Below are 22,078 nucleotides of genomic sequence, written 5' to 3' on the forward strand. Positions count from 1 at the left end.
AGCGTGTGATCCAGTTCCGGTTTTAAACTTTCCGACATACGGTCATTCCGGTTGCCATCTTCCGACGCAGCTCACCAATTTGCTGTGATTCAAGACAAGAAGTTCTGGGAAATCTTTACCATGCGTTCGCACCTGTTCAAGGCTCTACCCTTCGCTCTCGCCGCCTCTTTCGTACAAGCACAATCCTTACCAGAAGCCATGCAGCAGGCGCTGGATGTCCATCCGGAAATCCAGGCAGGGGTCAACAGTCGGCTGGCCGCGGATTATCAATTAAAGGCTGCAAAAGGTGGATACCTGCCCAAGGTCGATCTGCTGGGCGGTTATGGTCGTGAAGGCACCGACAGCGTGACCACCCGCGCCAATGGTGGCGGCAATCACTGGGAAACCCTGAACCGCAGCGAGTCAAGTTTGCGTCTGTCGCAAATGGTCTTTGACGGTTTTGCGACGTCCAGCGAAGTCGGGCGTCAACAAGCCACCGTCAACTCCCGCGCCTATTCCTTGCTCGGCACTTCCGAACGCACCGCGCTGACCGTGGCCCAGGTTTACCTGGATGTACTGACTCGTCGCGAATTCGTGCGTCTGGCCGAAGAAAACCTCAAAAGCCACCAACGCATCTACGACCAGATCCAGCTGCGCACCCAGCGCGGCGTCGGCAGCGGTGCCGACCTCGATCAGGCCGAAGCGCGGATGGCCCAGGCCCGCAACAACCTGATCACCGAGCAGACCAATCTCGCCGACTCGGAAACCAACTTCCTCAGCGCCGTCGGCCAGATGCCCGATCAACTGGAGCGTCCGGCGCCGTTCATGGCGATGATGCCGGCCAACCTGAATGAAGCCCGCGCGCAGATGCTGGAAAACAGCCCGATCCTGCGCTCGGCCGAGTCCGATATCGCCGCTGCCGAGAAGCAGTACGAGACCGCCAAGTCGACCTTCTACCCGCGCTTCGACGCCGAGCTGGGCCGCACCGCCGACAACGACCTCGACGGCCAGAACGGTCACAACAACGAATGGCAGGCCATGCTGCGCATGCGCTTCAACCTGTATTCGGGCGGCAGCAACAAGGCGGACCTGGAATCCAAGTCCTACCTGTCGAACCAGGCGCTGGACATCCGCAACAACGCCTTGCGCCAATTGAATGAAGAACTGGGCCTGGCCTGGAACGCCCTGAACAACGCCAACGCTCAGGTGCCGATCGCTCAGCAGTACGTTGATCACAGCACCTCGGTGCGCACCGCTTACCAGCGTCAGTTCAGCCTCGGCGAACGGACCCTGCTGGATTTGCTCGACAGTGAAAACGAGCTGTTCACCGCTTCGCGGCGTCTGGCTGAAATCAAAAACATTCAGTTATTTACTCAGTATCGAATCAAGGCGACCATGGGCGAATTGCTCAAGAGCCAGGGAGTGGTCGCACCATTGGCATCCGTTGTGCAGAACGACGTGAAGCCCAAGGTCCAGCTGCCTGGGATGAATTGAGTTGTCCCTTTTCAACTGCTAAAGAGTGTCGAGCGTGGAATCAGAAGTCAGTCGAGTTCATCTCAGTCATGATCCACGCGCGTTGCACGACGATCCGTTACTGGATGGTCTGCTCGCTCTTTGCATGCTCCACCAGAAACCCGCCAGCGCGGCGATGCTGACCACCGGCCTGCCGCTGCCCAAACAACGCCTGAGTGTCGAGCTGTTGCCCCGTGCAGCGGCGCGCGCCGGGCTGCAAGGGCGGGTGCTGCAGCGCAAGCTGGAAGAAATTCCGACGATTGCCATGCCGGCGCTGTTGCTGCTCAAGGATGGCCGCAGTGCCGTCCTGCTCGGCTGGCAGGGTGAGAACGACGCGCGGGTGCTGCTCAGCGAAAGCGACGGCGGCGAGTCCCTGGTCAGCCGCGAGCTGCTGGCCGACGACTACACCGGCAAAGTGTTCTTCGCCCAGCCCCAGCACAAATTCGACGTCAACCACGGCACGCTGATCCCGCGTGCGCGCTCGTGGTTTCGCGACACCCTGAAGCGTTCGCGCTGGCTGTACGCCGACGCCATCGCCGCCAGTTTCCTGATCAACATCATCGCCATGGCCGCGCCGCTGTTCGTGATGAACGTCTACGACCGCGTGGTGCCGAACCAGGCCGAAGCGACCCTGTGGGTGCTCGCGCTGGGCATCACCGGCGCCTATATGTTCGACCTGATCCTCAAGAGCCTGCGCAGCCTGTGCCTGGATCTGGCCGGCAAGAAAACCGACCTGATCATCTCCGCCACGCTGTTCGAACGCATCGTCGGCATGGCCATGAAATACCGCCCGGCGCGGGTCGGCAGCTTTGCCCAGAACATCCACGAGTTCCAGAGCCTACGCGACTTCCTCGCCTCGCTGACCCTGACCAGCCTGATCGACCTGCCGTTCACCATCCTGATCTTCATCGTCATCGCGATTCTCGGCGGGCATCTGGTGTGGATTCCGGTGCTGGCCTTCCCGATTGCGCTGCTGATCGGCTACGCCTTGCAGAAGCCGCTGGTGGCAACCATGGAACGCACCATGGCCCTCGGCGCCGAGCGTCAGTCGAGCCTGATCGAAACCCTCGCCGGCCTCGACGCGGTGAAGGTCAACAACGCCGAAAGCGAACGCCAGTATCAGTGGGAACAGACCATCGGCACCCTCAGCCGTCTCGAGCTGCGGGTGAAAATGCTCTCCGGTCTGGCGATGAACATCACCCTGCTGATCCAGCAACTGGCCGGGGTGATCATGATCGTCTTCGGCGTGTACCAGATCATCGCCGGCAACCTGAGCATGGGCGGCCTGATCGCCTGCTACATGCTCAGTGGCCGCGCCCTCAGCCCGCTGGCATCGCTGTCCGGTCTGCTGACCCGCTACCAGCAGGCGCGGGTCACCATGACCTCGGTCGACCAGATGATGGAGTTGCCGCAGGAGCGCAATTTCGAAGAGCGCCCGTTGAGCCGCAAGGTTCTGCAAGGCGCCATCGAATGCCGCCAGCTCAACTTCACCTACCCGGAACAACAGAACCCGGCGCTGAAGAACATCAACCTGGTGATTCGTCCCGGCGAGAAGATCGGCATCATCGGCCGCAGCGGTTCCGGCAAAAGCTCACTGGCGAAACTGCTGGTCGGCCTGTATCAGCCGGACGACGGCGCGTTACTGGTGGATGGCGTCGACATCCGCCAGATCGACGTCAGCGAGCTGCGCTACAACATCGGCTATGTGCCGCAGGACATCCAGCTGCTGGCCGGCACCCTGCGCGACAACCTGGTTTCCGGCGCCCGTTACGTCGAGGACGAGCTTGTCCTGCAGGCCGCCGAATTGGCCGGCGTCCACGAATTCGCCCGTCTGCACCCGCAGGGTTATGAGCTGCAAGTCGGCGAGCGCGGGCAGAACCTGTCCGGCGGTCAGCGCCAGAACGTCGCCCTGGCCCGGGCGCTGTTGCTCAATCCGCCGATCCTGTTGCTCGACGAACCGACCAGTGCGATGGACAACACCGGCGAAGAACGCCTCAAGCAACGCCTCGCGGCGGTGGTGGAAAACAAGACCGTGGTGCTGGTGACGCACCGGGCATCGCTGCTGTCGCTGGTCGATCGCCTGCTGGTGGTCGACCGTGGACAGATCCTCGCCGACGGCCCGAAAGCGGCCGTCATGGAAGCGTTGAAGAAGGGGCAGATCAGTGTTGCTTAAGTCGGGTTTCAAGGATTCGATCCGCCGCTACTTCAAGGGCTCGGCATCGCTGCAGGGCCAGCCGCTGCCGGAGGTTAACAAGGCCTTGATCGAGGACGCGCCGCGCGTAGTGCGGCTGACGATCTGGGCGATCATCGGTTTCTTCGTGTTCCTGATGCTGTGGGCCAACTTCGCCGTCATCGACGAAGTGACCAAGGGCGACGGCAAAGCGATTCCCTCGTCGAAAATCCAGAAAATCCAGAACCTCGAGGGCGGGATCGTCTCCGAGCTGTTCGTCAAGGAAGGCCAGATCGTCGAAGCCGGCGCGCCGCTGGTTCGCCTGGACGACACGCGTTTTGCGTCCAACGTCGGCGAAACCGAGGCTGATCGGCTGTCGATGCTGCTGCGGGTCGAGCGCCTGAGCGCCGAGGTCGATGACCGCCCGCTGAATTTCCCCGAGGACGTGCTCAAAGCCGTGCCGGGTCAGGCGAAAAGTGAAGAATCGTTGTACATCAGCCGTCGTCAGCAACTGCACGACGAAGTTGGTGGTTTGCAGGAGCAGTTGATCCAGCGTCAGCAAGAGCTGCGTGAGTTCACCTCGAAGCAGGCGCAGTACCGCCAGCAACTTGGCCTGCAACGCCAGGAAATCAACATGTCCGAGCCGCTGGTGGCCCAGGGCGCGGTGTCGCCGGTGGAGGTGCTGCGACTCAAACGTGCCGAAGTGGAAACCCGTGGTCAGCTCGACGCCACCACCCTGGCGATCCCGCGCGCTGAATCGGCGATCAAGGAAGTGCAGCGCAAGATTGACGAGACTCGCGGTAAATTCCGCAGCGAAGCCCTGACTCAGCTCAACGAAGCGCGCACCGACCTGAACAAGGCCCAGGCCACCGGCAAGGCGCTGGAAGACCGGGTCAGCCGTACGCTCGTCACCTCGCCGGTGCGGGGTATCGTCAACAAGATGCTGGTCAACACCATCGGCGGCGTGATTCAGCCGGGCAGCGACCTGCTGGAAATCGTGCCGCTGGACGACACCCTGCTGGTCGAAGCGAAGATCCGCCCGCAGGACATTGCGTTCCTGCATCCGGGCCAGGAAGCCACGGTGAAATTCACCGCGTATGACTACACCATCTACGGTGGTCTGAAGGCCAAGCTGGAACAGATCGGCGCCGACACCATCACCGACGAAGACAAGAAAACCACCTACTACATCATCAAACTGCGTACCGAACGCAGCCATCTCGGCACTGACGAGAAACCGTTGCTGATCATCCCCGGGATGGTGGCGTCGGTGGACATCATCACCGGCAAGAAGACCGTGCTGAGCTATCTGCTCAAACCGATCATCCGGGCGCGGGCCGAGGCGTTGCACGAACGCTAGATCTTTATTGGCCTTTCAGGCCTCTTCGCGAGCAAGCCCGCTCCCACACTCGACTGCGTTTTTCCAGAGACACGCGATCGAGTGTGGGAGCGAGCTTGGTCCGGGCGGCGATCCGACGAAGGCGTCTGTCGGAACAACACATTCCGTCCAGAAGTGACACAAATGGTCACTCACCATCCAGTCCATTCCTAAGCAATCGCCATATCGTTATTCGTTAACAGTATTTAAATTCCGCTTCTTATAGCTATAAAGTCAGCCTCCTGCGTACCTGCCGACCAATCGGCGCGCCGCACGACACGAACCAACACGCAATCCAGCGTGAGTTTCTGATCGACGCGCGCGCCCTTGAGCGCGCCGTGCGTGGGAGATTGATTGATGTCCGCAGCTACTGCTACCCCAAGCGCCGCGACTGTCGCGACGCAAACTTTCGAGATCCGCCCGTTCAGCGGTGCCGTCGGCGCCGAAATCATCGGCCTCGACCTGACCCGCCCGGTCAACGATGAAGACTTCGCCCGCATCCACCGCGCGCACCTCGATCACCACGTCGTGGTGTTCCGCGACCAGCGCATCACCCCGCAACAGCAGATCGATTTCAGCCGCCGCTTCGGCGTGTTGCAGATCCACGTGCTCAAGCAGTTCCTGCTGGCCAATCACCCGGAAATCCTCATCGTTTCCAACATCGTCGAGAACGGCCAGAACATCGGCCTCGGTGATGCCGGCAAGTTCTGGCACTCGGACCTTTCCTATAAAGAGCTGCCGAGCCTCGGCTCGATGCTGCACGCCCAGGAGCTGCCGTCCGAAGGCGGCGACACCCTGTTCGCCGACATGCATAAAGCCTGGGACAGCCTGCCCGACGCCCTGCGCAAAGCCGTCGAAGGCCGCTCGGCTGCGCATTCCTACACCGCGCGCTACAGCGAAACCAAATTCGAAGGCAACTGGCGCCCGACCCTGACCCCGGAGCAATTGGCTCAGGTCGCCGAAGTCGTGCACCCGGTGGTCCGCACCCACCCGGAAAACGGCCGCAAAGCATTGTTCGTCAGCGAAGGCTTCACCACTCGCATCGTCGGCCTGCCGGAAGACGAGAGCAAACAACTGCTCGACGAGCTCTACGCCCACAGCGTGCTGCCGCAGAACATCTATCGCCATCAATGGCAGCCCCACGACATGGTGTTCTGGGACAACCGCTCGCTGATCCACCTTGCCGCCGGCTGCCCCGCGCACCTGCGCCGCAAGCTGTATCGCACCACCATCCAGGGCGACGCGCCTTTCTGATTTGCCGGAGATCCGATCATGTCCAAACGTCTTCCATTCGCGCCGCTGGCGGCGGCCATCGGCCTCGGTTTCAGCCTGATCGCCGGCAGCCTGGTGGCGCCGACCGTGGCCCACGCCGAAGGTGAAATCCGTATCGCCGAACAGTTCGGTATTGTCTATTTATTGCTCAATGTGGTGCGCGATCAGGGACTGATCGAGAAGTACGGTAAGCAGGAAGGGCTCGACATCAAGGTCGACTGGACCCAGTTGTCCGGCGGCGCGGCGGTCAACGATGCGCTGCTTTCCGGCTCCATCGACATTGCCGGCGCCGGTGTCGGGCCATTGCTGACCATCTGGGATCGCACCCACGGCAAGCAGAACGTCAAAGCCGTGGCCTCGCTGGGCAACTTCCCGTACTACCTCGTCAGCAACAATCCCAAGGTCAAAACCATCGCCGACTTCACCGAGAAGGACCGCATTGCGGTGCCGGCGGTTGGGGTTTCGGTGCAGTCGCGCTTCCTGCAATACGCGGCGGCCAAACAGTGGGGCGACAAGGAGTTCAATCGCCTCGACAAGTACACCATCGCCGTTCCGCACCCGGACGCCACCGCTGCCTTGATCGCTGGCGGCACCGAGCTGACCGGGCACTTCTCCAACCCGCCGTTCCAGGATCAGGCGCTGGAAAATCCGAATGTGCACGTGGTGCTCAACTCCTATGACGTGCTCGGCCCGAACTCGCCGACCGTGCTGTTCGCCACCGAGAAATTCCGCAACGAGAACCCGAAAACCTACAAGGCGTTTGTCGAAGCCCTGACCGAAGCCGCGCAATTCGCGCAGAACGATAAAGGCGCGGCGGCGGACACCTACATCCGCGTGACCAAGGCCAAGATCGACCGCGCCGCGTTGCTGAAAATCATCGACAACCCGCAGTTCGAATTCAGCGTCACGCCGAAAAACACCTACCCGCTCGCCGAATTCCTCTACCGCGTCGGCGCGATCAAGAACAAACCCGAATCGTGGAAGGACTACTTCTTCCAGGACGCCAAACCGTTGCAGGGGAGCTGATCGACATGAACGCCCCTTTGCAAGGCCACGCGGCCAGCAACCCGATCGCCACCGCGCAAGCGCTGCTGGCGGTCGACCAGGTCAGCCTCGAATACCGCACGCCGCAGCGCGTCGTGCGCGCCACCCACCAGGTCAGTTTTGAAGTCGATCAACAGGATCGCTTCGTGCTGCTCGGCCCGTCCGGCTGCGGTAAATCCACCTTGCTCAAAGCTGTCGCGGGGTTCATTGCGCCGTGTGAGGGCGAGATCCGTCTGCAGGGCCAGCGCGTCGACGCGCCGGGGCCGGACCGGATCGTGGTGTTTCAGGAGTTCGATCAACTGCCACCGTGGAAAACCGTCAAACAGAACGTGATGTTTCCGCTGCTGGCTTCGCGCACGCTGAAGAAAAAGGAAGCCGAGGAGCGTGCGCTGCACTATCTGGAAAAGGTCGGTCTGGCGGCGTTCGCCGATGCCTATCCGCACACCTTGTCCGGCGGCATGAAGGCGCGGGTGGCGATTGCCCGGGCGCTGGCGATGCAGCCGAAAATCCTGCTGATGGACGAGCCGTTCGCCGCACTGGACGCCCTGACCCGGCGCAAGATGCAGGAGGAGTTGCTGCTGCTCTGGGAGGAGGTGCGTTTCACCTTGCTGTTCGTCACCCACTCGATCGAAGAAGCGCTGGTGGTCGGCAATCGCATCCTGCTGTTGTCGCCGCACCCGGGCCGGGTGAGGGCGGAAGTGCACAGCCATCAGTACGATCTGCACAGCCTTGGCGGCGTGGCGTTTCAAGAGTCGGCACGGCGCATTCACCGTTTGCTGTTCGATGAAGGGCCGTCGCTGGAAACCGAGCGCGAGCACGATTTCAACGACATTCGCATCGCTTATTGAGCCACCCGGAGGATTGCCCGATGAGCCATTCATCATCCGTACGTCAAGAATTCGAAAATGATCTGCAACCGCTGACCAGCGTCCCGGTGGAGCGCGAGCTGCCGCTGGGCCAGCGCCTGTGGCAACAGGGCTGGCTGCGTAAAAGCGTGATTCTGATTTTGCTCGCTGTGCTCTGGGAAGTGGTGGCCCGGGTGCAGAACAACGATCTGCTGCTGCCGAGCTTTTTGCAAACCAGTCATGCGCTGTACGACGGCCTGCTCAGTGGCGAACTGCTGGGCAAGGTGTGGATCTCGCTGGTGGTGCTGCTCAAGGGTTATCTGATCGGCATCGTCCTGGCCTTCGCCCTGACCACGCTGGCGGTCTCGACCCAATTCGGCCGGGACTTGCTGAGTACGCTGACCTCGATGTTCAACCCGCTGCCGGCCATTGCGCTATTGCCGCTGGCATTGCTGTGGTTCGGGCTGGGACAGAACAGCCTGATTTTCGTGCTGGTGCATTCGGTGCTGTGGGCGCTGGCGCTGAACACGTATGCCGGATTTCTCGGCGTCTCGGAAACCTTGCGCATGGCCGGCCGGAACTACGGTTTGAAGGGCATGCGCTTCGTGCTGTTCATCCTGATTCCGGCGGCGCTGCCGTCGATCCTCGCCGGGCTGAAAATCGGCTGGGCCTTCGCCTGGCGCACCCTGATCGCCGCCGAACTGGTGTTCGGCGCCACCAGCGGCAAGGGTGGTTTGGGCTGGTACATCTTCCAGAACCGTAATGAGCTGTACACCGACAAGGTGTTTGCCGGTCTGGCCGTGGTGATCCTCATCGGTTTGCTGGTGGAGAACCTGGTGTTCGACACGCTGGAGCGGGTGACGGTAAAACGCTGGGGCATGCAGCGCTGATTTTCTGATCTGCTAGCATTGCGTGCGAATCAATCCTGATCGGTCATGAGTGCTCAGCATGCAACTCCCGGACATGAACCTGTTGGTCGCCCTCGACGCCTTGCTCGACGAGGGCAGTGTGGTCGGCGCCGCGCGGCGGATGAACCTCAGTTCGGCTGCCATGAGCCGCACGCTGACGCGGATTCGCGAAGCGATTGGCGATCCGATTCTGGTGCGCGCCGGTCGCGGTCTGGTGCCGACGCCCAAGGCGCTGGAGTTGCGCGAGCAGGTGCGCGATGTGGTCGAACAGGCGGCGCTGCTGTTTCGCTCGGCCGATGCGGTGGAACTGGGGACGTTGCGCCGGCGCTTCAGCATTCGCGCTAACGATTTTTTCGTCGGCGTGTACGGCGGCAAGCTGTTCGACACCCTCGATCAACTGGCGCCGCACTGTGAGTTGCGTTTCGTCCCCGAGGGTGACGGCGATGATGAAGCCCTGCGCGAAGGGCGGATCGACCTGAGTGTCAGCAACACCCGCCCGGTGACCCCGGAAGTCAAAATACAGAACCTGTTTTCCACCCACTTCGTCGGCCTGGTGCGCGAGGATCACCCGCTGCTGGATGGCGAGATCACCGCCGAGCGCTATGCCGGGTTCTCCCACATCAGCATGTCCCGCCGGGGCATCGCCCGTGGGCCTATCGACACCGCTTTGAATGCCTTGGGGTTGGAGCGGCGAGTCGCGGTGATCGCGCCGAGTTTCCATGCGGCGATGTTCGCCCTGCCGGATTCCGACCTGATTCTGCCAGTACCCAAGGAAGCGTTGCTCAGCGTGCGGCGGCTGGGCTTGAAGCTGCGCTCGTTCGACCTGCCGATTCCGCTTCCGACGTTGATGCTGACCCAGGCCTGGCACCCGCGTTTCGACAAGGATCCGGCCCACCGCTGGCTGCGCGAAACCCTCAAGACCTGCTGCGACGAAACCTGGCTGGCGGCACAGCCCTGACGATTGCGTCTGATGCACTTATAAACTGCCGAGAAGTCAATTTTCGTCAGCACTAAGCCCTACTACTATGCTCCGGTATTTTTCCCTCCGGAGTTTGCCTGCATGACATCCCTGACGGTCACGGCGCCGATGGCCGCTGCCGCTCCGATGGCAGCCGCGCCACCGGTGTTCGGGGCGCGGATCATCATCGGTCTGGTCGGCGTGCTGCTGGCGGTGCTGGTGTCGGGTCTCAACGAGATGGTGACCAAGGTCGCCCTGGCCGACATTCGCGGCGCCCTGAGCATCGGCTACGACGAAGGCACCTGGCTGGTCGTCAGCTACACCGCGACCTCGGTGGCGGCCATGGCATTCGCGCCGTGGTGCTCGGTGACCTTTTCCCTGCGTCGTTTCACCCTGTGCGCCATCGGCGTGTTCACCCTGCTCGGGGTGCTCTGCCCGTTCGCCCCGAACTACGAAAGCCTGCTGCTGATGCGCATCCTGCAAGGCCTGGCCGGCGGTGCGTTGCCGCCGATGTTGATGACCGTTGCGCTGCGGTTTCTGCCGGCCAACATCAAGCTTTACGGTCTCGCCGGTTACGCCCTGACCGCCACCTTCGGCCCAGGTCTTGGTACGCCGCTGGCCGGGTTGTGGACCGAATACGTCGGCTGGCAGTGGACGTTCTGGCAAATCATCGTGCCGTGCCTGATCGCCATGGCCGCTGTCGCCTATGGCTTGCCGCAGGATCCGCTGCGTCTGGAACGCCTCAAAACATTTAACTGGAAAGGCCTGCTGCTGGGCTTTCCGGCGATCTGCATGTTGGTGATCGGCCTGTTGCAGGGCAATCGGCTGGACTGGTTCGAGTCGAACCTGATCTGCGCTTTGCTCGGTGCCGGTTCGCTGTTGCTGGTGGCGTTTCTGATCAATGAATGGTCGCAGCCGATTCCGTTTTTCAAGTTGCAGATGCTCGGCATTCGCAACCTGTCGTTCGCGTTGATGACGTTGGCCGGCGTGCTGGTGGTGCTGCTGGCAGTGGTGCTGATTCCGTCGAGTTACCTGGCTCAGGTGCAGGGTTACCGACCGGTACAGACCGCGCCGATCATGCTGATCGCGGCATTGCCGCAGTTGATCGCGCTGCCGCTGGTGGCGGCGTTGTGCAACTTGCGTTGGGTCGATTGCCGCTGGGTGCTCGGCATCGGTTTGAGCATGTTGACGCTTTCGTGCCTCGGCGGCTCGCAGCTGACCTCGGAATGGATTCGCGACGATTTCTACGTGCTGCAATGGCTGCAGATTTTCGGCCAGCCGATGGCGGTGCTGCCGTTGCTGATGCTGTCGACCGGCAGCATCCAGCCGCAGGACGGGCCGTTCGCTTCGGCGTGGTTCAACACCGTGAAAGGCCTAGCGGCGGTGGTCGCCACCGGCGTTATCGAAGCGCTGACCACTTCGCGCCTGCATTTTCACTCGACGATGCTGGTCGATCGCCTCGGCAACTCGCCGCTGGCCGCGAGCAACGACCCCGGCCTCGCCCATCGCCTGCACGAACAGGCGGTGGTGCTGACTTCTTCGGATCTTTATCTGTGCATGGCTGGCGTCGCGGTGGCGATGATCCTGCTGATTTTCTGGCTGCCGACGCGGATCTTTCCGCCGCGCGCGCCGACCTGACTGAAATAGAAGGTTCTTATGACGACTCAAGCAAAGCAAAAACTCGCGGTGGCTGTGGCCGCTGCGCTGGCGGTCGGTGTGCTGGTGTATCTGGCGATGCCCGGCATGTTCGGCAAGCGTACTCAGCAGAACACCAACGATGCGTTCGTCTCCGCCGATTTCACCCTGGTGGTGCCGCGTGTGGCCGGGTTTATCAAAGAGGTGTTGGTGGAAGACAACCAGCAGGTCAAGGCCGGGCAGTTGCTGGCGCTGATCGATGACCGCGACCTGCGCGCTGCTGCCGAGGCCGCCGACGCGCAAACCCTGGTGGCCCGCGCGCAGTTGCAGAACGCCAATGCCACCCTGGAGCGCCAGACCTCGGTGATTGCACAGGCGCAGGCGTCGGTGGTTTCGGCCAAGGCTGAAATGGCTTTCGCACAGCAGGAGTTGAACCGCTACAACCACCTCGCGGGCGTCGGTGCCGGCACCGTGCAGAACGCGCAACAGGCGCGGACCCGGATCGATCAGGCCTCTGCGCGGCTGGACACGGCCACCGCGAAACTGGCGGCGGAACGTAAGCAGGTCGAGATTCTGACGGCGCAGCGCGATGCCGCCGAGGGCAGTTTGAAACACGCTCAGGCTGCGCTGGAAATCGCCAGTTTCGAGCTGTCCTACACGCGCATCACCGCGCCCCAGGACGGCATGATCGGCGAGCGCGCCGTGCGGGTCGGTGCGTACGTGACGCCGGGCAGCAAACTGCTGGCGGTGGTGCCGTTGAAGCAGGCGTATGTGGTCGCCAACTTCCAGGAAACCCAGCTCACCGACGTGCAGCCGGGGCAGGATGTTGTCGTGCGGGTCGACAGCCTCGGCGGCGAAGCGCTCACCGGCCGCGTCGAGAGCATCGCCCCGGCTACCGGCGTGACCTTCGTGGCGGTCAAACCGGACAACGCCACCGGCAACTTCACCAAGGTTGTGCAGCGGATTCCGGTGAAGGTTTTGCTGGATCCGGGCCAGCCATTGGCCGAACGCTTGCGGGTGGGGATGTCGGTGGAGGCGAGCATCGACACCGAAAGCTCGATGACGTCGGTGCGTGAGGTGACGCAGCGATGAAGCGCTTTCAGTCCATGACGGTTGTCCTGAGTCTGTCGGCGTTGGCGGCCTGCACCGTCGGCCCGGATTTCCAGAAACCCGAAGCCACGCAGATTGCCGAGTGGGCTAAACCGTCAAAAAGCGCCCCCAGCCAAGCCGTCAGCGAATCCTTGAACGAGCGCTGGTGGGAGGTCTTTAACGACAAGCAACTCTCGGCCCTGACCCAGCGCGCCTTGCGCAGCAACCTTGACCTGCAACTGGCCAGCAGCCGCCTGCAACAAAGCCGCGCCGCCCGTCAGGTGATCACCGCCGACCGTTATCCAACGACCGCCGCCACCGGTAGCTACGCCCGCAAACGCAACAGCGGCGAAGGCCTGAACGACCCGTCCGGGCACAACGGCGATTCCGCGTTCAACCTGTGGGATGCCGGTTTCTCGGCCTCCTGGGAGCTGGACTTCTGGGGTCGCGTGCGCCGGGAAACCGAAGCCGCCGACGCCAACCTCGAAGTCGCGGAAAACGACCGTCGCGGCGTGCTGCTGGCGGTACTCGCGGACACCGCGCAGAACTACATCCAACTGCGCGGCGTGCAAAACACCCGCGCGGTCACCGAGCAGAACCTCGATGTGGCGCGGCACAGCCTGAAGCTTTCGCAACTGCGCCTCAACGATGGCGTAGCCACCGATCTCGACGTCGCCGAAGCGGCCGCGCAAGTGGCGGCCATCGAATCGCGGCTGCCGGCACTGGAGCAGCGTCAGGCGCAACTGATCAATGCCATCAGCCTGTTGATGGGCGAACCGCCGCAGGCGCTGGCGAAAGAGTTATCCACAGATGCGCCGGTGCCACAGTCGCCGCTGACCGTCGCCATCGGCCTGCCGTCGCAACTGGCCGAGCGCCGGCCGGATATCCGCCAGGCCGAAGCCCGATTGCATGCCGCCACCGCCAACATTGGCGTGGCGAAGGGCGATTTCTATCCGCGCATCACCCTGTCCGGCAATCTCGGCTCGCAAGCCATGCAGCTCAGTGATTTCGGCTCCTGGGGCTCTCGCGCCTTCGGCATCGGCCCGCAATTCAGCCTGCCGCTGTTCGACGGCGGCCGCCTGCGCGGCGTGCTTCAACTGCGCGAAGCCCAGCAGCAGGAAGCGGCCATCGGTTATCAACAGACCGTCCTGCGCGCCTGGCACGAAATCGACGACCAGTTGACCGCCTACAACGCCAGCCAGCGCCGCCGCGACAGCCTCGCTGAAGCCGTGCGCCAGAACCAGATCGCCCTGCGCACCGCGCAACAGCAATATGTCGAAGGCGTGGTCGACTTCGTCAACGTCCTCACCGTGCAAGGCGCACTGCTCGCCACCCAGGAACAATGGGTGGAAAGCTCCACCGGCGTTTCACTGGCGATGGTCGGGCTGTACCGGGCGTTGGGCGGGGGATGGGAGTCGGTGTATCCGGTGGGGGAGATGGCGCAGCGTTGAGTGCAAAAGCGCAAAAATAAAAAAACCGGCCGAAGCCGGTTTCTTTGACCCCAACTGCCAGCGAACTGAATCGCTACGTACGGGGTTGAGTGCGGTGAGAGTAAGCAACGAACGATAAATCGGCAATAACGGCCTTTTGGAAAGACGCGTAGGAAACTTCCCTAAAGTTTGTAAGCGACGAAAGCGCCCACCTCAAGACGAATGATGGCCTTTCGCTTGACGCTAATCCCCGCTGTCGTAGACTCCGAGCATCCGTCAGGGAGTAACGGTTATGCGGCGTTTTCGTGGTTGGGTTGTCGGATTGACCTTTGTAACGTGTGCAGTTCAGGCTCAAACGCCCGCGCCAGACGATCCGCTGCTGGATAACGGCGGGGCGGCGAATGCGTCGGCCAGCAGTGAAGCGCGCGGTGTGTTGCGGGCGCGGGATCAGGCGACGTTGGCCAGCGAGTTGTCCGGGCGCATCGTCGAGTTGCCGTTCAGCGAGGGCGAGTCGTTCAAGAAGGGCGATACCCTGGCGCGGTTCGACTGTTCGGCCTATCAGGCCCAGTTGAATGCCGCGCAGGCCGCCAGCCGTGGCGCCGGTGAAGAGCTGGCGCACAACCGGCAACTGGCGGCGCTCAATTCCGTCGGGCGTTTCGAAGTGGCCCGGGCCGAGGCCAAGGTCAGCGAAACCCAGGCGCAATCTCAGGTTTATCAAGTCCAGGTCAAACGCTGCAGCGTGGTCGCGCCGTTCGACGGGCAAGTGGTCGAGCGCAAGGTGCAGCGTTATGAAAGCGTGCCGGCCGGTGCGCCGCTGCTCGATGTGGTCGACAACCGCACCCTGGAAATTCATCTGCTGGTGCCGTCGCGCTGGATGGCCAGGCTCAAGCCCGGTCAGTCATTCAGCTTCGTGCCTGATGAAACCGGTCAGGCCATCGACGCCACGGTCAAACGCCTCGGTGCGCGGATCGATGAAGGCAGCCAGACCCTGTTGCTGGTCGCAACTCTTCCCGAAGCCAAAGGCTTGCTCGCCGGCATGAGCGGCACCGCGCGCTTTCCGGAGCTTAAGTGAACGCCCCGGTGAGCGGCGCCGCCGAGCAAGTATTCGCGCGGTTTCTCGATCTCGAACGGCAGACCCGCGCGGCCCATGACATTTCGCAACTGGCCTACAGCCTGGTCAATGACGGCCAGTCACTGTTTGGTTTTCGCCATGCGGCGCTGCTGATCGCCGGCAAAGTGCAGGCGGTGACCGGGGTCAGTGCGGTGGAGCCGAATGCGCCGTTCGTGGCGTTCGTCGAGCAGGCCGTGGCGCAGTTGTTCAAGCAGGATGTGCTGAAACAGGCGCGGGTGATCACGCCGGAAATGGTCGGCGAATCGATCCAGGCCGACTGGCGCAGTCTGTCGGCCATGCAAGTGTTCTGGTTGCCGTTGATTGATCGTCAGGGGCAGGTGTTCGGTGGTTTGTGGCTGGCCCGTGATCTGCCGTGGAATCCTTCCGAACAAGTGCTGCTGTCGCAGCTGGGCGACACCTATAGTCATGCCTGGCTGGCGCTGCAACCGCGCAAGCCATGGCGGCTGCGCTGGACCCGCAAACGCCAGGTGGCGCTGGTCGCCGTGTTGTTGCTCGGGCTGTTGATCCCGGTGCGCCAGTCGGTGCTGGCGCCTGCCGAAGTGGTGCCTCAGGGCGGGCGGGTTGTCGCCGCGCCGCTGGACGGAGTGATCGCAGAGTTTCTGGTCAAACCCAACCAGAGCGTGAAAACCGGTGATTTGTTGCTGCGCTTTGAAAGCACGACGCTGAAGGCTCAGGCCGATGTCGCCGAGCGTGCACTCGGAGTTGCCGAGGCGGAACTCAAAGCCAACTCCCAACGCTCGTTCGTTGACGCCGAATCCAGCTCCCGGGTCGATCTGCTGGCCGCCCGCGCCGAACAGAAACGCGCCGAACGCGACTACGCTCGCGAACTGCTCAACCGCAGCGAAGTGCGTGCCGAGCGCGACGGCATTGCGGTGTTCGCCGATGCCGAGCGCTGGACCGGCAAACCGGTGCAGACCGGCGAACGGCTGATGGAAATCGCCGACCCGAGCCAGGCCGAACTGCGTATCGAACTGGCCGTGGGCGACGCGATCTCGCTGGAGCCGGGTGCCGAAGTCGCGCTGTTTCTCGACAGCGATCCGCTGCAACGCCATCTCGCCACCCTCGAACGTTCGGCCTACGAGGCGCAGCCCACCGCCGGCGGCCAATTGGCCTATCGGCTGGACGCCAATTTCGCCGACGCCCCACCGCGCATCGGCCTGCGCGGCACCGCAAAAATTTTCGGCGACCGCGCGCCGCTGGCCTTGTACCTGCTGCGGCGCCCACTCGCCGGGCTGCGTCAGAGCGTAGGCCTTTAAATGACGCTGCCGAGCCTGCGTGCCGACCTGCAATTGTCGCCCGCGGCGCCGGCATTGGACGGTTCGCCGCGCTGGACGTTGGCCGACCCGGTGCGCGGGCGCTACTTCAAGCTTGGTGCGGCAGCCATGCGTCTGTTGCGCCACTGGTCGCTGGGCGATCCCGAACAAGTGCTGCGCGCCGCCAATCGTGAACCGGGTTTGCCTCTGGACGGCAACGAGCTGGCGCAACTGCTGGAGTTCCTGCGCGGCCACGATCTGATCAGCGCCCTCGACGAGCAACAGCGCGCCAGCTATCGGCTCAAGGCCCTCGTACAACGCCAGAGCCTGTGGAAAATCCTGCTGCATCAATACCTGTTTTTTCGCATTCCACTGTGGCGGCCGGACGCTTTTCTCAACCGTGCCTGGCCGTGGCTGGAGCGTTTCGGTCCGAGGGTTTTGCGCTACGGTCTGCCGGCGACGCTGGCGCTCGGAGTGTTTCTGGTGTCGCGGGACTGGCAGCGGTTCGTCGGCACTTTTCCGCACCTGTTCAGCCTCGGCGGCGCGATCGCGTTCGGCATCGCGTTGTTCTTCGCCAAGCTCTGTCATGAGTTCGGTCATGCGTTCATGGCCAAGCGCGCCGGGTGTCGAGTGCAAAGCATGGGCGTGGCGTTCATGGTCTTGCTGCCGATGTTCTACACCGATGTCAGCGATGCCTGGCGGGTCAATGATCGACGCGCGCGACTGCTGATCGGTGCCGGTGGAGTACTGGCGGAATTGCTGCTGGCGAGCATTGCGTTGCTGGTCTGGTCGTTCCTGCCGGACGGGCCCGGTCGCACGGCGGCGTTCATGCTCGCCAGCGCGACGTGGATCACCACACTGGTGGTCAATCTCAACCCGTTCATGCGTTTTGATGGCTACTTTCTGCTCAGCGACTTATGGGAAGTCGACAATTTGCAGGGGCGGGCCTTTGCCCTGTGTCGATGGCGGCTGAGGGAATTTCTGTTCGGCTATGGCGCGCCCGCGCCGGAGCCTTGGTCGCCGACGATGCAGCGGCGTTTGCTGATCTGGGGGTATGGCTCGTGGTTATGGCGTGCGGCGTTGTTTTTCGGGATCGCGCTGGCGGTCTATCACTTGTTCTTCAAGGTGTTGGGGATCTTCCTGATGCTGGTGGAACTGGTGTGGTTCATTTTCCTGCCGATCATGAGTGAGTGGCGCCAGTGGTGGAGCCGCCGCGAACAGGCTCACGGTCCCCGGGTGTTGCTCAGCAGCCTGGCGGTACTCGGCCTGTTGCTGGTGCTGATCGTGCCGTGGCGCAGCTCGGTCGAGTTGCCGACGATGCTTGAGGGTGGTCGCGCCAGTGCCTTGCACGCGCCGACGGCGGCGCGGGTCAAAGCCGTGAAGGTCGAGGATGGCCAGACCGTTGCTCAGGGCGACGTGCTGATCGAACTGGAATCGCCTGATCTCGATTCGCGGCAGGCCATCGTCCGCCGGGAAATCCGCATCCAGCAATTGCTGATGCGCCGCCAGGCTGGCCGTAGTGAAACCGCTGCCGACGCCGGCATCGTCGAGCAACGCCTTGCCGAAGCGGTGGCGGAATACCGTGGCCTGACTGCTCAACGTGAACGCCTTCTGTTGCGCGCACCTCATGCGGGCACCGTACGAGATCTGCTGCCGAACCTGACGCCGGGCCGCTGGCTGTCGAGCAAGGATGCGCTGGCGCGGGTGGTCGAGGACGGCACGCGACTGCGCGGTTATCTGGCCGAAGCCGAACTGTGGCGGGTCAAGCCCGGTGCCACTGGGCGGTTTATCGCCGACGACCCGATGCATGCCGCCATCGCGGTACAACTCAATGAAATCGACACCAACGGTGTGGCCTATGTCGATCAGGAGGCGCTGACTTCCGATCACCACGGGCCGATTGCCGTGCGCCGCGATCAGCAGCAACGGGCGGAACCGGTGCAGGCGCAATACGGCGTGCGTTTGGCTACGCTGGATAAGGCACCGACCCCGGTGCAGCCGCTGCGTGGCGTGGTGGTGTTGCAGGGCAGCGGCGAATCGGTGCTCGGCGTGGCCTGGCGCCGGATGGCGGCGCTGGGGGTCAGGGAAAGCGGTTTCTAGGGAGCATGAAGGTGACGGACAACCTGGCGGCGGACGGATTGGTGGTGCGGCCTTCGCGGGCGACTGACGGACCCTTTCTGCAGAGCCTGTATCAATCGGCGCGGCCGGATCTGCAATGGATCGACGGCGAGCAGGAACAGGTGCAGCAAATCGTTGCCCAGCAGTTTCAGGTGCAGGAGCAGGGCATGGGTGAAAACCATCCGAATGCCATGCACTACATCGTGGAAAAACTCGGCACGGCCATCGGCGCACTCAGCACCGATTTCGGCGTCAATGAAATCCGCGTGTTGTACCTCGCGTTCATTCCACAGGCGCGGGGCAAAGGTTACGGACGAACCGTGCTGCAAGGCGTGCAAAAAGCCGCGCAGCAAGTGCGCTGCCCGGTGGCGACGGTGGTCTGGGCCAACAACCCCCATGCGCGCCAGCATTACCTGGCGCTGGGGTTTGCCGTGGAGGAGCGCAATCCGGCGGCGGAGCGGTTGGTGTGGTACCCGCAGTGAGGCGGGGTCTCAGTTGAAGGAAATGCAGAAATAACCCAGTTGCGGATCCCGCCCCATCGCCGGCACCCGCGACACGAAAATGTCCTCCACCCGGCCGAGTTCCGGCAGCTCCAGCGCGCATAAACCGTCGACGAACTCGGTCGGCACCAGGCTGTTGAATTCGAGGCAGAAGGGCATGCGTTCGCTGTAGCGGGTTTTCGCCGCGGGGACCTCATCCAGGTGCTCGATCCGGATCGGCAATGCCGTGCCATCGGGCAGGTGCAGCGTGCGTTGCTGTCCGAGCAACGGCTGGACGTGTTGAATCTGAACCGCTTGCAGCATGGTCTGACTCCAGTGAAAAAAGAACGGCCGGGGGCCGTGAAGCCCCCGGCGTTTGCTCAGTTGCGCGACGGGAACAGGCCGTTCAGGGCAACGCTGAAGTTGAGGACCAGGGCCGGGTTCAAGACTTGCAGTGGCTGACTGCCGCCGGTGGAGGAAATGTCCCCGGTGACGGTGGTGGTCACACCCTTGAGTGGCACCGGTGTGGCGCCTTGGGCGTCGGAGTAAATGTTCGCCGAACCCGGGCCGCCGCCGGACGCGCCGAGGTACGAGTTGGTGGCGGTCGGCACGGTCGCCGGATTGCTGGCGGGTACTGCCAGGGACAAGGCCGTGTTGGCGGTGAGGCCGGTCATCGCGTGAGTGTGGTTGGGCATGTTGGCGATGGTGGCGGTGACGCTTTCGGTGCCGTACACCTGACCGATGACGCGCGGCGTCAGGCCCAGTCCGGTGCCTTGTGCGACGGGCACGCGACCTTGCAGGTTGGGCAGTTGAAAGTTGGTCGTGCCATTGCCGCCGTAGTAAGTGCCGAGCAAGGCGAACAGCGCCTGGTATTGCGAGATGCCCAGGATTTGCCCGTTGCACAAGGCCCAGCCACTCGGGGCGAAGTTGAAGGCGAACGGTTGAATCGTACCCATAAAGACTTCCATGGTTCCTCATCCTTCTGTTGTGTGGTCGGCGCGCCGCGCGGTCGCCCTTATTGTCGGGCCGGTCGAAACGTTTTGCTGACTCCTTCCTTTTGCGCGGGCAGGTCACGCCAAGCCGTAGCGTAGACCCGGATCGACGGACTTGCCGGACGTCGTCACGGCCGCGCGTCGACTTCGGCGCTGGCCTACAGTGTTCGCAATCAATGACGCAAATCGAGTTCGCAAAAAACGCTGAGGGGAGGTTGATGGAGGTCCTTCGCGAGACGCCGCTGGGGGATACCCAGGATCCGTTCGCCGCACCGAATGCCGGTGTCCGGCGCCTGTTGCGCTGGGCGCGCGAGCATTGGCTGATACCGATCCTGTTGCTGGCCACCGTGGTGCGTTTTTATGACCTGACCGCTGCCGCGATCTGGGGCGATGAAGGTTCGAGCCTGCTGCTGGCGCGCTATTCGCTGGGCGGGATCTGGACACACGCCGCGTTCGACGTGCACCCGCCGCTGTACTTCATGCTGCTGCACGGCTGGATCGGCGTGTTCGGTGACGGCCTTCTGGCCATTCGCAGTTTCAGTGCGCTGGCCGGTATCGCCACGGTCGGGCTCGGCGTGAGCCTGGTCGACCGGCTGGCCACCCGCCGCGCCGCAATCATCGCCGGGGTGTTGCTGGCGCTACTGCCGACGGCGGTGCGCTATAGCCAGGAAGTGCGCATGTACGCCTTGCTTGGCTTGTTGCTGATTGGCGCAACGCTGGTACTGGTCAAGTGGATCCGGCGCCCGCAGCGTCACCGTTATCTGCTGATCTACGCGCTGCTGATGACGGCGGCGTTGTACACCCACTATTTCGCCGTGCTGGCGGCGCTGAGCCATTGGCTGTATCTGGGGCTGATCCGCCTGTTGCCGGGTTATCGCCTGAAGCATCTTCAGCGCAAGGACTGGTGGCTGGCCAATCTGGCCATCGTCTTGCTCTACCTTCCGTGGTTGCCGAACCTGATTGACCTGTTGCAACACATGGACGCGCTCAAGGCCGGCGGCGATGTGGGCTGGGAAGATCCGGTAACCCTGTCTTCGCTGCCGTCGATGATCTGGCTCTGGCTGATCCAGGATGAGGGCGAGCAGTTGCCGTTGCTGCTGTTCGGCGGTGTGCCGCTGGCCTTGCTGGTACTGGCGGCTGTCGCCGTCGCCCGGGATCGCAGCGTGAACCATGGCAGCGTCCTGCTGGCGCTCTACACCGGCGTGCCGTTGTTGCTGGTGTTCGCCGTGTCCTTCGTCACGCCGGTGTTCATCGAGCGTTACCTGACTGCCTACGCGCTGGGGCTGCCGATGCTGGCGGCGCTGGCCATCGACCGGCTCTACAGCAGCGTCCGCGTGCTGGCGATGGCGGTGCTGCTGTCGCTGGTCGGGGTCGAGATGATCGGGTTGAACAACAACGCCATGGTCGACCGCAACGACCAGTTCAACGTCATGGTCGATTACGTCAACCGCCACTTCACGAGCGGCGACCGGATCGTTACCAGCGACATGCTCTGGTACCTCAGTTACGTCTATTACAACCGTACAGACGCTCAAGTCCGGCTGTTTACGCCGCCCACCGTCGAGGGGCGCTCGACCCGCCCGAACCACTACGGCTTCGGCACGCTGGTGTCCGATGAGGTTTACCTCGATCGGTTGGGAGACCTGCCGAAGGACAGTGCCCGGGTCTGGTTGATCGGTGATCTGGACGTGGAAGTACCCGATCCATTTCTGCCCCTGCCTGCGACCTGGCAGCTGCGGGACCAGGTGCAGGCGGGCGGGGCGAAAGCGCGACTTTTTTCGTTGCAGGCGCCCAATGGATCGGGAGAAAACTGACTTAAACGCTTCACCATTTTATTCGCGATAAAGCCGATATTTTTAAGTCCGTTTTGCTCTGTTTTGATAT

18 protein-coding genes are annotated in these 22,078 nt (G+C 62.8%); 16 read left to right on the top strand and 2 right to left on the bottom strand.

Annotated elements, in window-relative coordinates; all coding sequences use genetic code 11:
* Positions 1 to 120 precede the first annotated feature (120 nt).
* The 15 genes from ABTV87_RS00715 to ABTV87_RS00785 all read left to right on the top strand — a co-directional run bounded on the left by ABTV87_RS00715 (position 121) and on the right by ABTV87_RS00785 (position 19,205).
* Positions 121 to 1,473, top strand: coding sequence for a TolC family outer membrane protein (locus ABTV87_RS00715; protein WP_192563030.1), 1,353 nt, complete (start codon positions 121 to 123; stop codon positions 1,471 to 1,473).
* Between the two features lie 34 nt (positions 1,474 to 1,507).
* The gene (locus ABTV87_RS00720; RefSeq protein WP_085608532.1) at positions 1,508 to 3,664 is read left to right on the top strand and encodes a type I secretion system permease/ATPase; all 2,157 of its coding nucleotides are present in this window, start codon (positions 1,508 to 1,510) and stop codon (positions 3,662 to 3,664) included.
* Positions 3,654 to 5,021 (top strand): HlyD family type I secretion periplasmic adaptor subunit, encoded by a 1,368-nt coding sequence (locus tag ABTV87_RS00725; protein ID WP_007957729.1) that lies wholly within the window; start codon positions 3,654 to 3,656, stop codon positions 5,019 to 5,021. The genes ABTV87_RS00720 and ABTV87_RS00725 overlap by 11 nt, the downstream gene beginning before the upstream one ends.
* Positions 5,022 to 5,396: 375 nt before the next feature.
* On the top strand, positions 5,397 to 6,293 hold the full coding sequence (locus ABTV87_RS00730; RefSeq protein WP_085608533.1) for a TauD/TfdA dioxygenase family protein: 897 nt from the start codon (positions 5,397 to 5,399) through the stop codon (positions 6,291 to 6,293).
* Between the two features lie 18 nt (positions 6,294 to 6,311).
* Positions 6,312 to 7,337 (top strand): ABC transporter substrate-binding protein, encoded by a 1,026-nt coding sequence (locus ABTV87_RS00735; protein WP_007957722.1) that lies wholly within the window; start codon positions 6,312 to 6,314, stop codon positions 7,335 to 7,337.
* Between the two features lie 5 nt (positions 7,338 to 7,342).
* The gene (locus tag ABTV87_RS00740; protein WP_085608534.1) at positions 7,343 to 8,203 is read left to right on the top strand and encodes an ABC transporter ATP-binding protein; all 861 of its coding nucleotides are present in this window, start codon (positions 7,343 to 7,345) and stop codon (positions 8,201 to 8,203) included.
* A gap of 20 nt (positions 8,204 to 8,223) precedes the next feature.
* Positions 8,224 to 9,090 (top strand): ABC transporter permease, encoded by an 867-nt coding sequence (locus ABTV87_RS00745; RefSeq protein ID WP_085608535.1) that lies wholly within the window; start codon positions 8,224 to 8,226, stop codon positions 9,088 to 9,090.
* Positions 9,091 to 9,148: 58 nt separating this feature from the next.
* Positions 9,149 to 10,066 (top strand): LysR family transcriptional regulator, encoded by a 918-nt coding sequence (locus tag ABTV87_RS00750; RefSeq protein WP_007957716.1) that lies wholly within the window; start codon positions 9,149 to 9,151, stop codon positions 10,064 to 10,066.
* 102 nt (positions 10,067 to 10,168) lie between these two features.
* A complete protein-coding gene (locus ABTV87_RS00755; protein WP_433898835.1) occupies positions 10,169 to 11,704 on the top strand; it encodes an MFS transporter in 1,536 nt (511 codons plus the stop codon).
* Between the two features lie 18 nt (positions 11,705 to 11,722).
* On the top strand, positions 11,723 to 12,793 hold the full coding sequence (locus tag ABTV87_RS00760) for an HlyD family secretion protein (protein WP_433898836.1): 1,071 nt from the start codon (positions 11,723 to 11,725) through the stop codon (positions 12,791 to 12,793).
* On the top strand, positions 12,790 to 14,241 hold the full coding sequence (locus ABTV87_RS00765; protein WP_433898837.1) for an efflux transporter outer membrane subunit: 1,452 nt from the start codon (positions 12,790 to 12,792) through the stop codon (positions 14,239 to 14,241). The genes ABTV87_RS00760 and ABTV87_RS00765 overlap by 4 nt, the downstream gene beginning before the upstream one ends.
* Positions 14,242 to 14,512: 271 nt before the next feature.
* The gene (locus ABTV87_RS00770; protein WP_085608539.1) at positions 14,513 to 15,292 is read left to right on the top strand and encodes an efflux RND transporter periplasmic adaptor subunit; all 780 of its coding nucleotides are present in this window, start codon (positions 14,513 to 14,515) and stop codon (positions 15,290 to 15,292) included.
* Complete coding sequence (locus ABTV87_RS00775; protein WP_127796548.1) at positions 15,289 to 16,608, top strand: efflux RND transporter periplasmic adaptor subunit; 1,320 nt, start codon at positions 15,289 to 15,291, stop codon at positions 16,606 to 16,608. The genes ABTV87_RS00770 and ABTV87_RS00775 overlap by 4 nt, the downstream gene beginning before the upstream one ends.
* Positions 16,609 to 18,705, top strand: coding sequence for a biotin/lipoyl-binding protein (locus tag ABTV87_RS00780; protein ID WP_433898838.1), 2,097 nt, complete (start codon positions 16,609 to 16,611; stop codon positions 18,703 to 18,705).
* Between the two features lie 5 nt (positions 18,706 to 18,710).
* Positions 18,711 to 19,205: a GNAT family N-acetyltransferase gene (locus tag ABTV87_RS00785; RefSeq protein WP_433898839.1), complete on the top strand. Its 495-nt coding sequence runs from the start codon at positions 18,711 to 18,713 to the stop codon at positions 19,203 to 19,205.
* A 9-nt stretch (positions 19,206 to 19,214) separates the two neighbouring features.
* Here ABTV87_RS00785 and ABTV87_RS00790 read toward each other — a convergent pair whose 3' ends face one another.
* The gene (locus ABTV87_RS00790; RefSeq protein WP_221535789.1) at positions 19,215 to 19,526 is read right to left on the bottom strand and encodes a DUF6916 family protein; all 312 of its coding nucleotides are present in this window, start codon (positions 19,524 to 19,526) and stop codon (positions 19,215 to 19,217) included.
* 56 nt (positions 19,527 to 19,582) lie between these two features.
* Positions 19,583 to 20,170 (bottom strand): phage tail protein, encoded by a 588-nt coding sequence (locus ABTV87_RS00795; RefSeq protein ID WP_085608544.1) that lies wholly within the window; start codon positions 20,168 to 20,170, stop codon positions 19,583 to 19,585.
* 242 nt (positions 20,171 to 20,412) lie between these two features.
* Between ABTV87_RS00795 and ABTV87_RS00800 the strand changes: the two genes are divergently transcribed.
* Positions 20,413 to 22,008: a glycosyltransferase family 39 protein gene (locus tag ABTV87_RS00800; protein ID WP_433898840.1), complete on the top strand. Its 1,596-nt coding sequence runs from the start codon at positions 20,413 to 20,415 to the stop codon at positions 22,006 to 22,008.
* The last annotated feature ends 70 nt before the right edge of the window (positions 22,009 to 22,078 follow it).

It is taken from the genome of Pseudomonas sp. PSE1(2024), from assembly GCF_050990555.1.
In the GTDB taxonomy this organism is placed as follows: Bacteria; Pseudomonadota; Gammaproteobacteria; order Pseudomonadales; family Pseudomonadaceae; genus Aquipseudomonas; species Aquipseudomonas aphyarum.

Coding starts and splice junctions, on each gene's coding strand:
- ABTV87_RS00715 (WP_192563030.1), top strand. CDS start 121: ATGCGTTCGCACCTGTTCAAGGCTCTACCCTTCGCTCTCGCCGCCTCT.
- ABTV87_RS00730 (WP_085608533.1), top strand. CDS start 5,397: ATGTCCGCAGCTACTGCTACCCCAAGCGCCGCGACTGTCGCGACGCAA.
- ABTV87_RS00735 (WP_007957722.1), top strand. CDS start 6,312: ATGTCCAAACGTCTTCCATTCGCGCCGCTGGCGGCGGCCATCGGCCTC.
- ABTV87_RS00740 (WP_085608534.1), top strand. CDS start 7,343: ATGAACGCCCCTTTGCAAGGCCACGCGGCCAGCAACCCGATCGCCACC.
- ABTV87_RS00745 (WP_085608535.1), top strand. CDS start 8,224: ATGAGCCATTCATCATCCGTACGTCAAGAATTCGAAAATGATCTGCAA.
- ABTV87_RS00750 (WP_007957716.1), top strand. CDS start 9,149: ATGCAACTCCCGGACATGAACCTGTTGGTCGCCCTCGACGCCTTGCTC.
- ABTV87_RS00755 (WP_433898835.1), top strand. CDS start 10,169: ATGACATCCCTGACGGTCACGGCGCCGATGGCCGCTGCCGCTCCGATG.
- ABTV87_RS00760 (WP_433898836.1), top strand. CDS start 11,723: ATGACGACTCAAGCAAAGCAAAAACTCGCGGTGGCTGTGGCCGCTGCG.
- ABTV87_RS00765 (WP_433898837.1), top strand. CDS start 12,790: ATGAAGCGCTTTCAGTCCATGACGGTTGTCCTGAGTCTGTCGGCGTTG.
- ABTV87_RS00770 (WP_085608539.1), top strand. CDS start 14,513: ATGCGGCGTTTTCGTGGTTGGGTTGTCGGATTGACCTTTGTAACGTGT.
- ABTV87_RS00780 (WP_433898838.1), top strand. CDS start 16,609: ATGACGCTGCCGAGCCTGCGTGCCGACCTGCAATTGTCGCCCGCGGCG.
- ABTV87_RS00785 (WP_433898839.1), top strand. CDS start 18,711: ATGAAGGTGACGGACAACCTGGCGGCGGACGGATTGGTGGTGCGGCCT.
- ABTV87_RS00790 (WP_221535789.1), bottom strand. CDS start 19,526: ATGCTGCAAGCGGTTCAGATTCAACACGTCCAGCCGTTGCTCGGACAG.
- ABTV87_RS00795 (WP_085608544.1), bottom strand. CDS start 20,170: ATGGAAGTCTTTATGGGTACGATTCAACCGTTCGCCTTCAACTTCGCC.
- ABTV87_RS00800 (WP_433898840.1), top strand. CDS start 20,413: ATGGAGGTCCTTCGCGAGACGCCGCTGGGGGATACCCAGGATCCGTTC.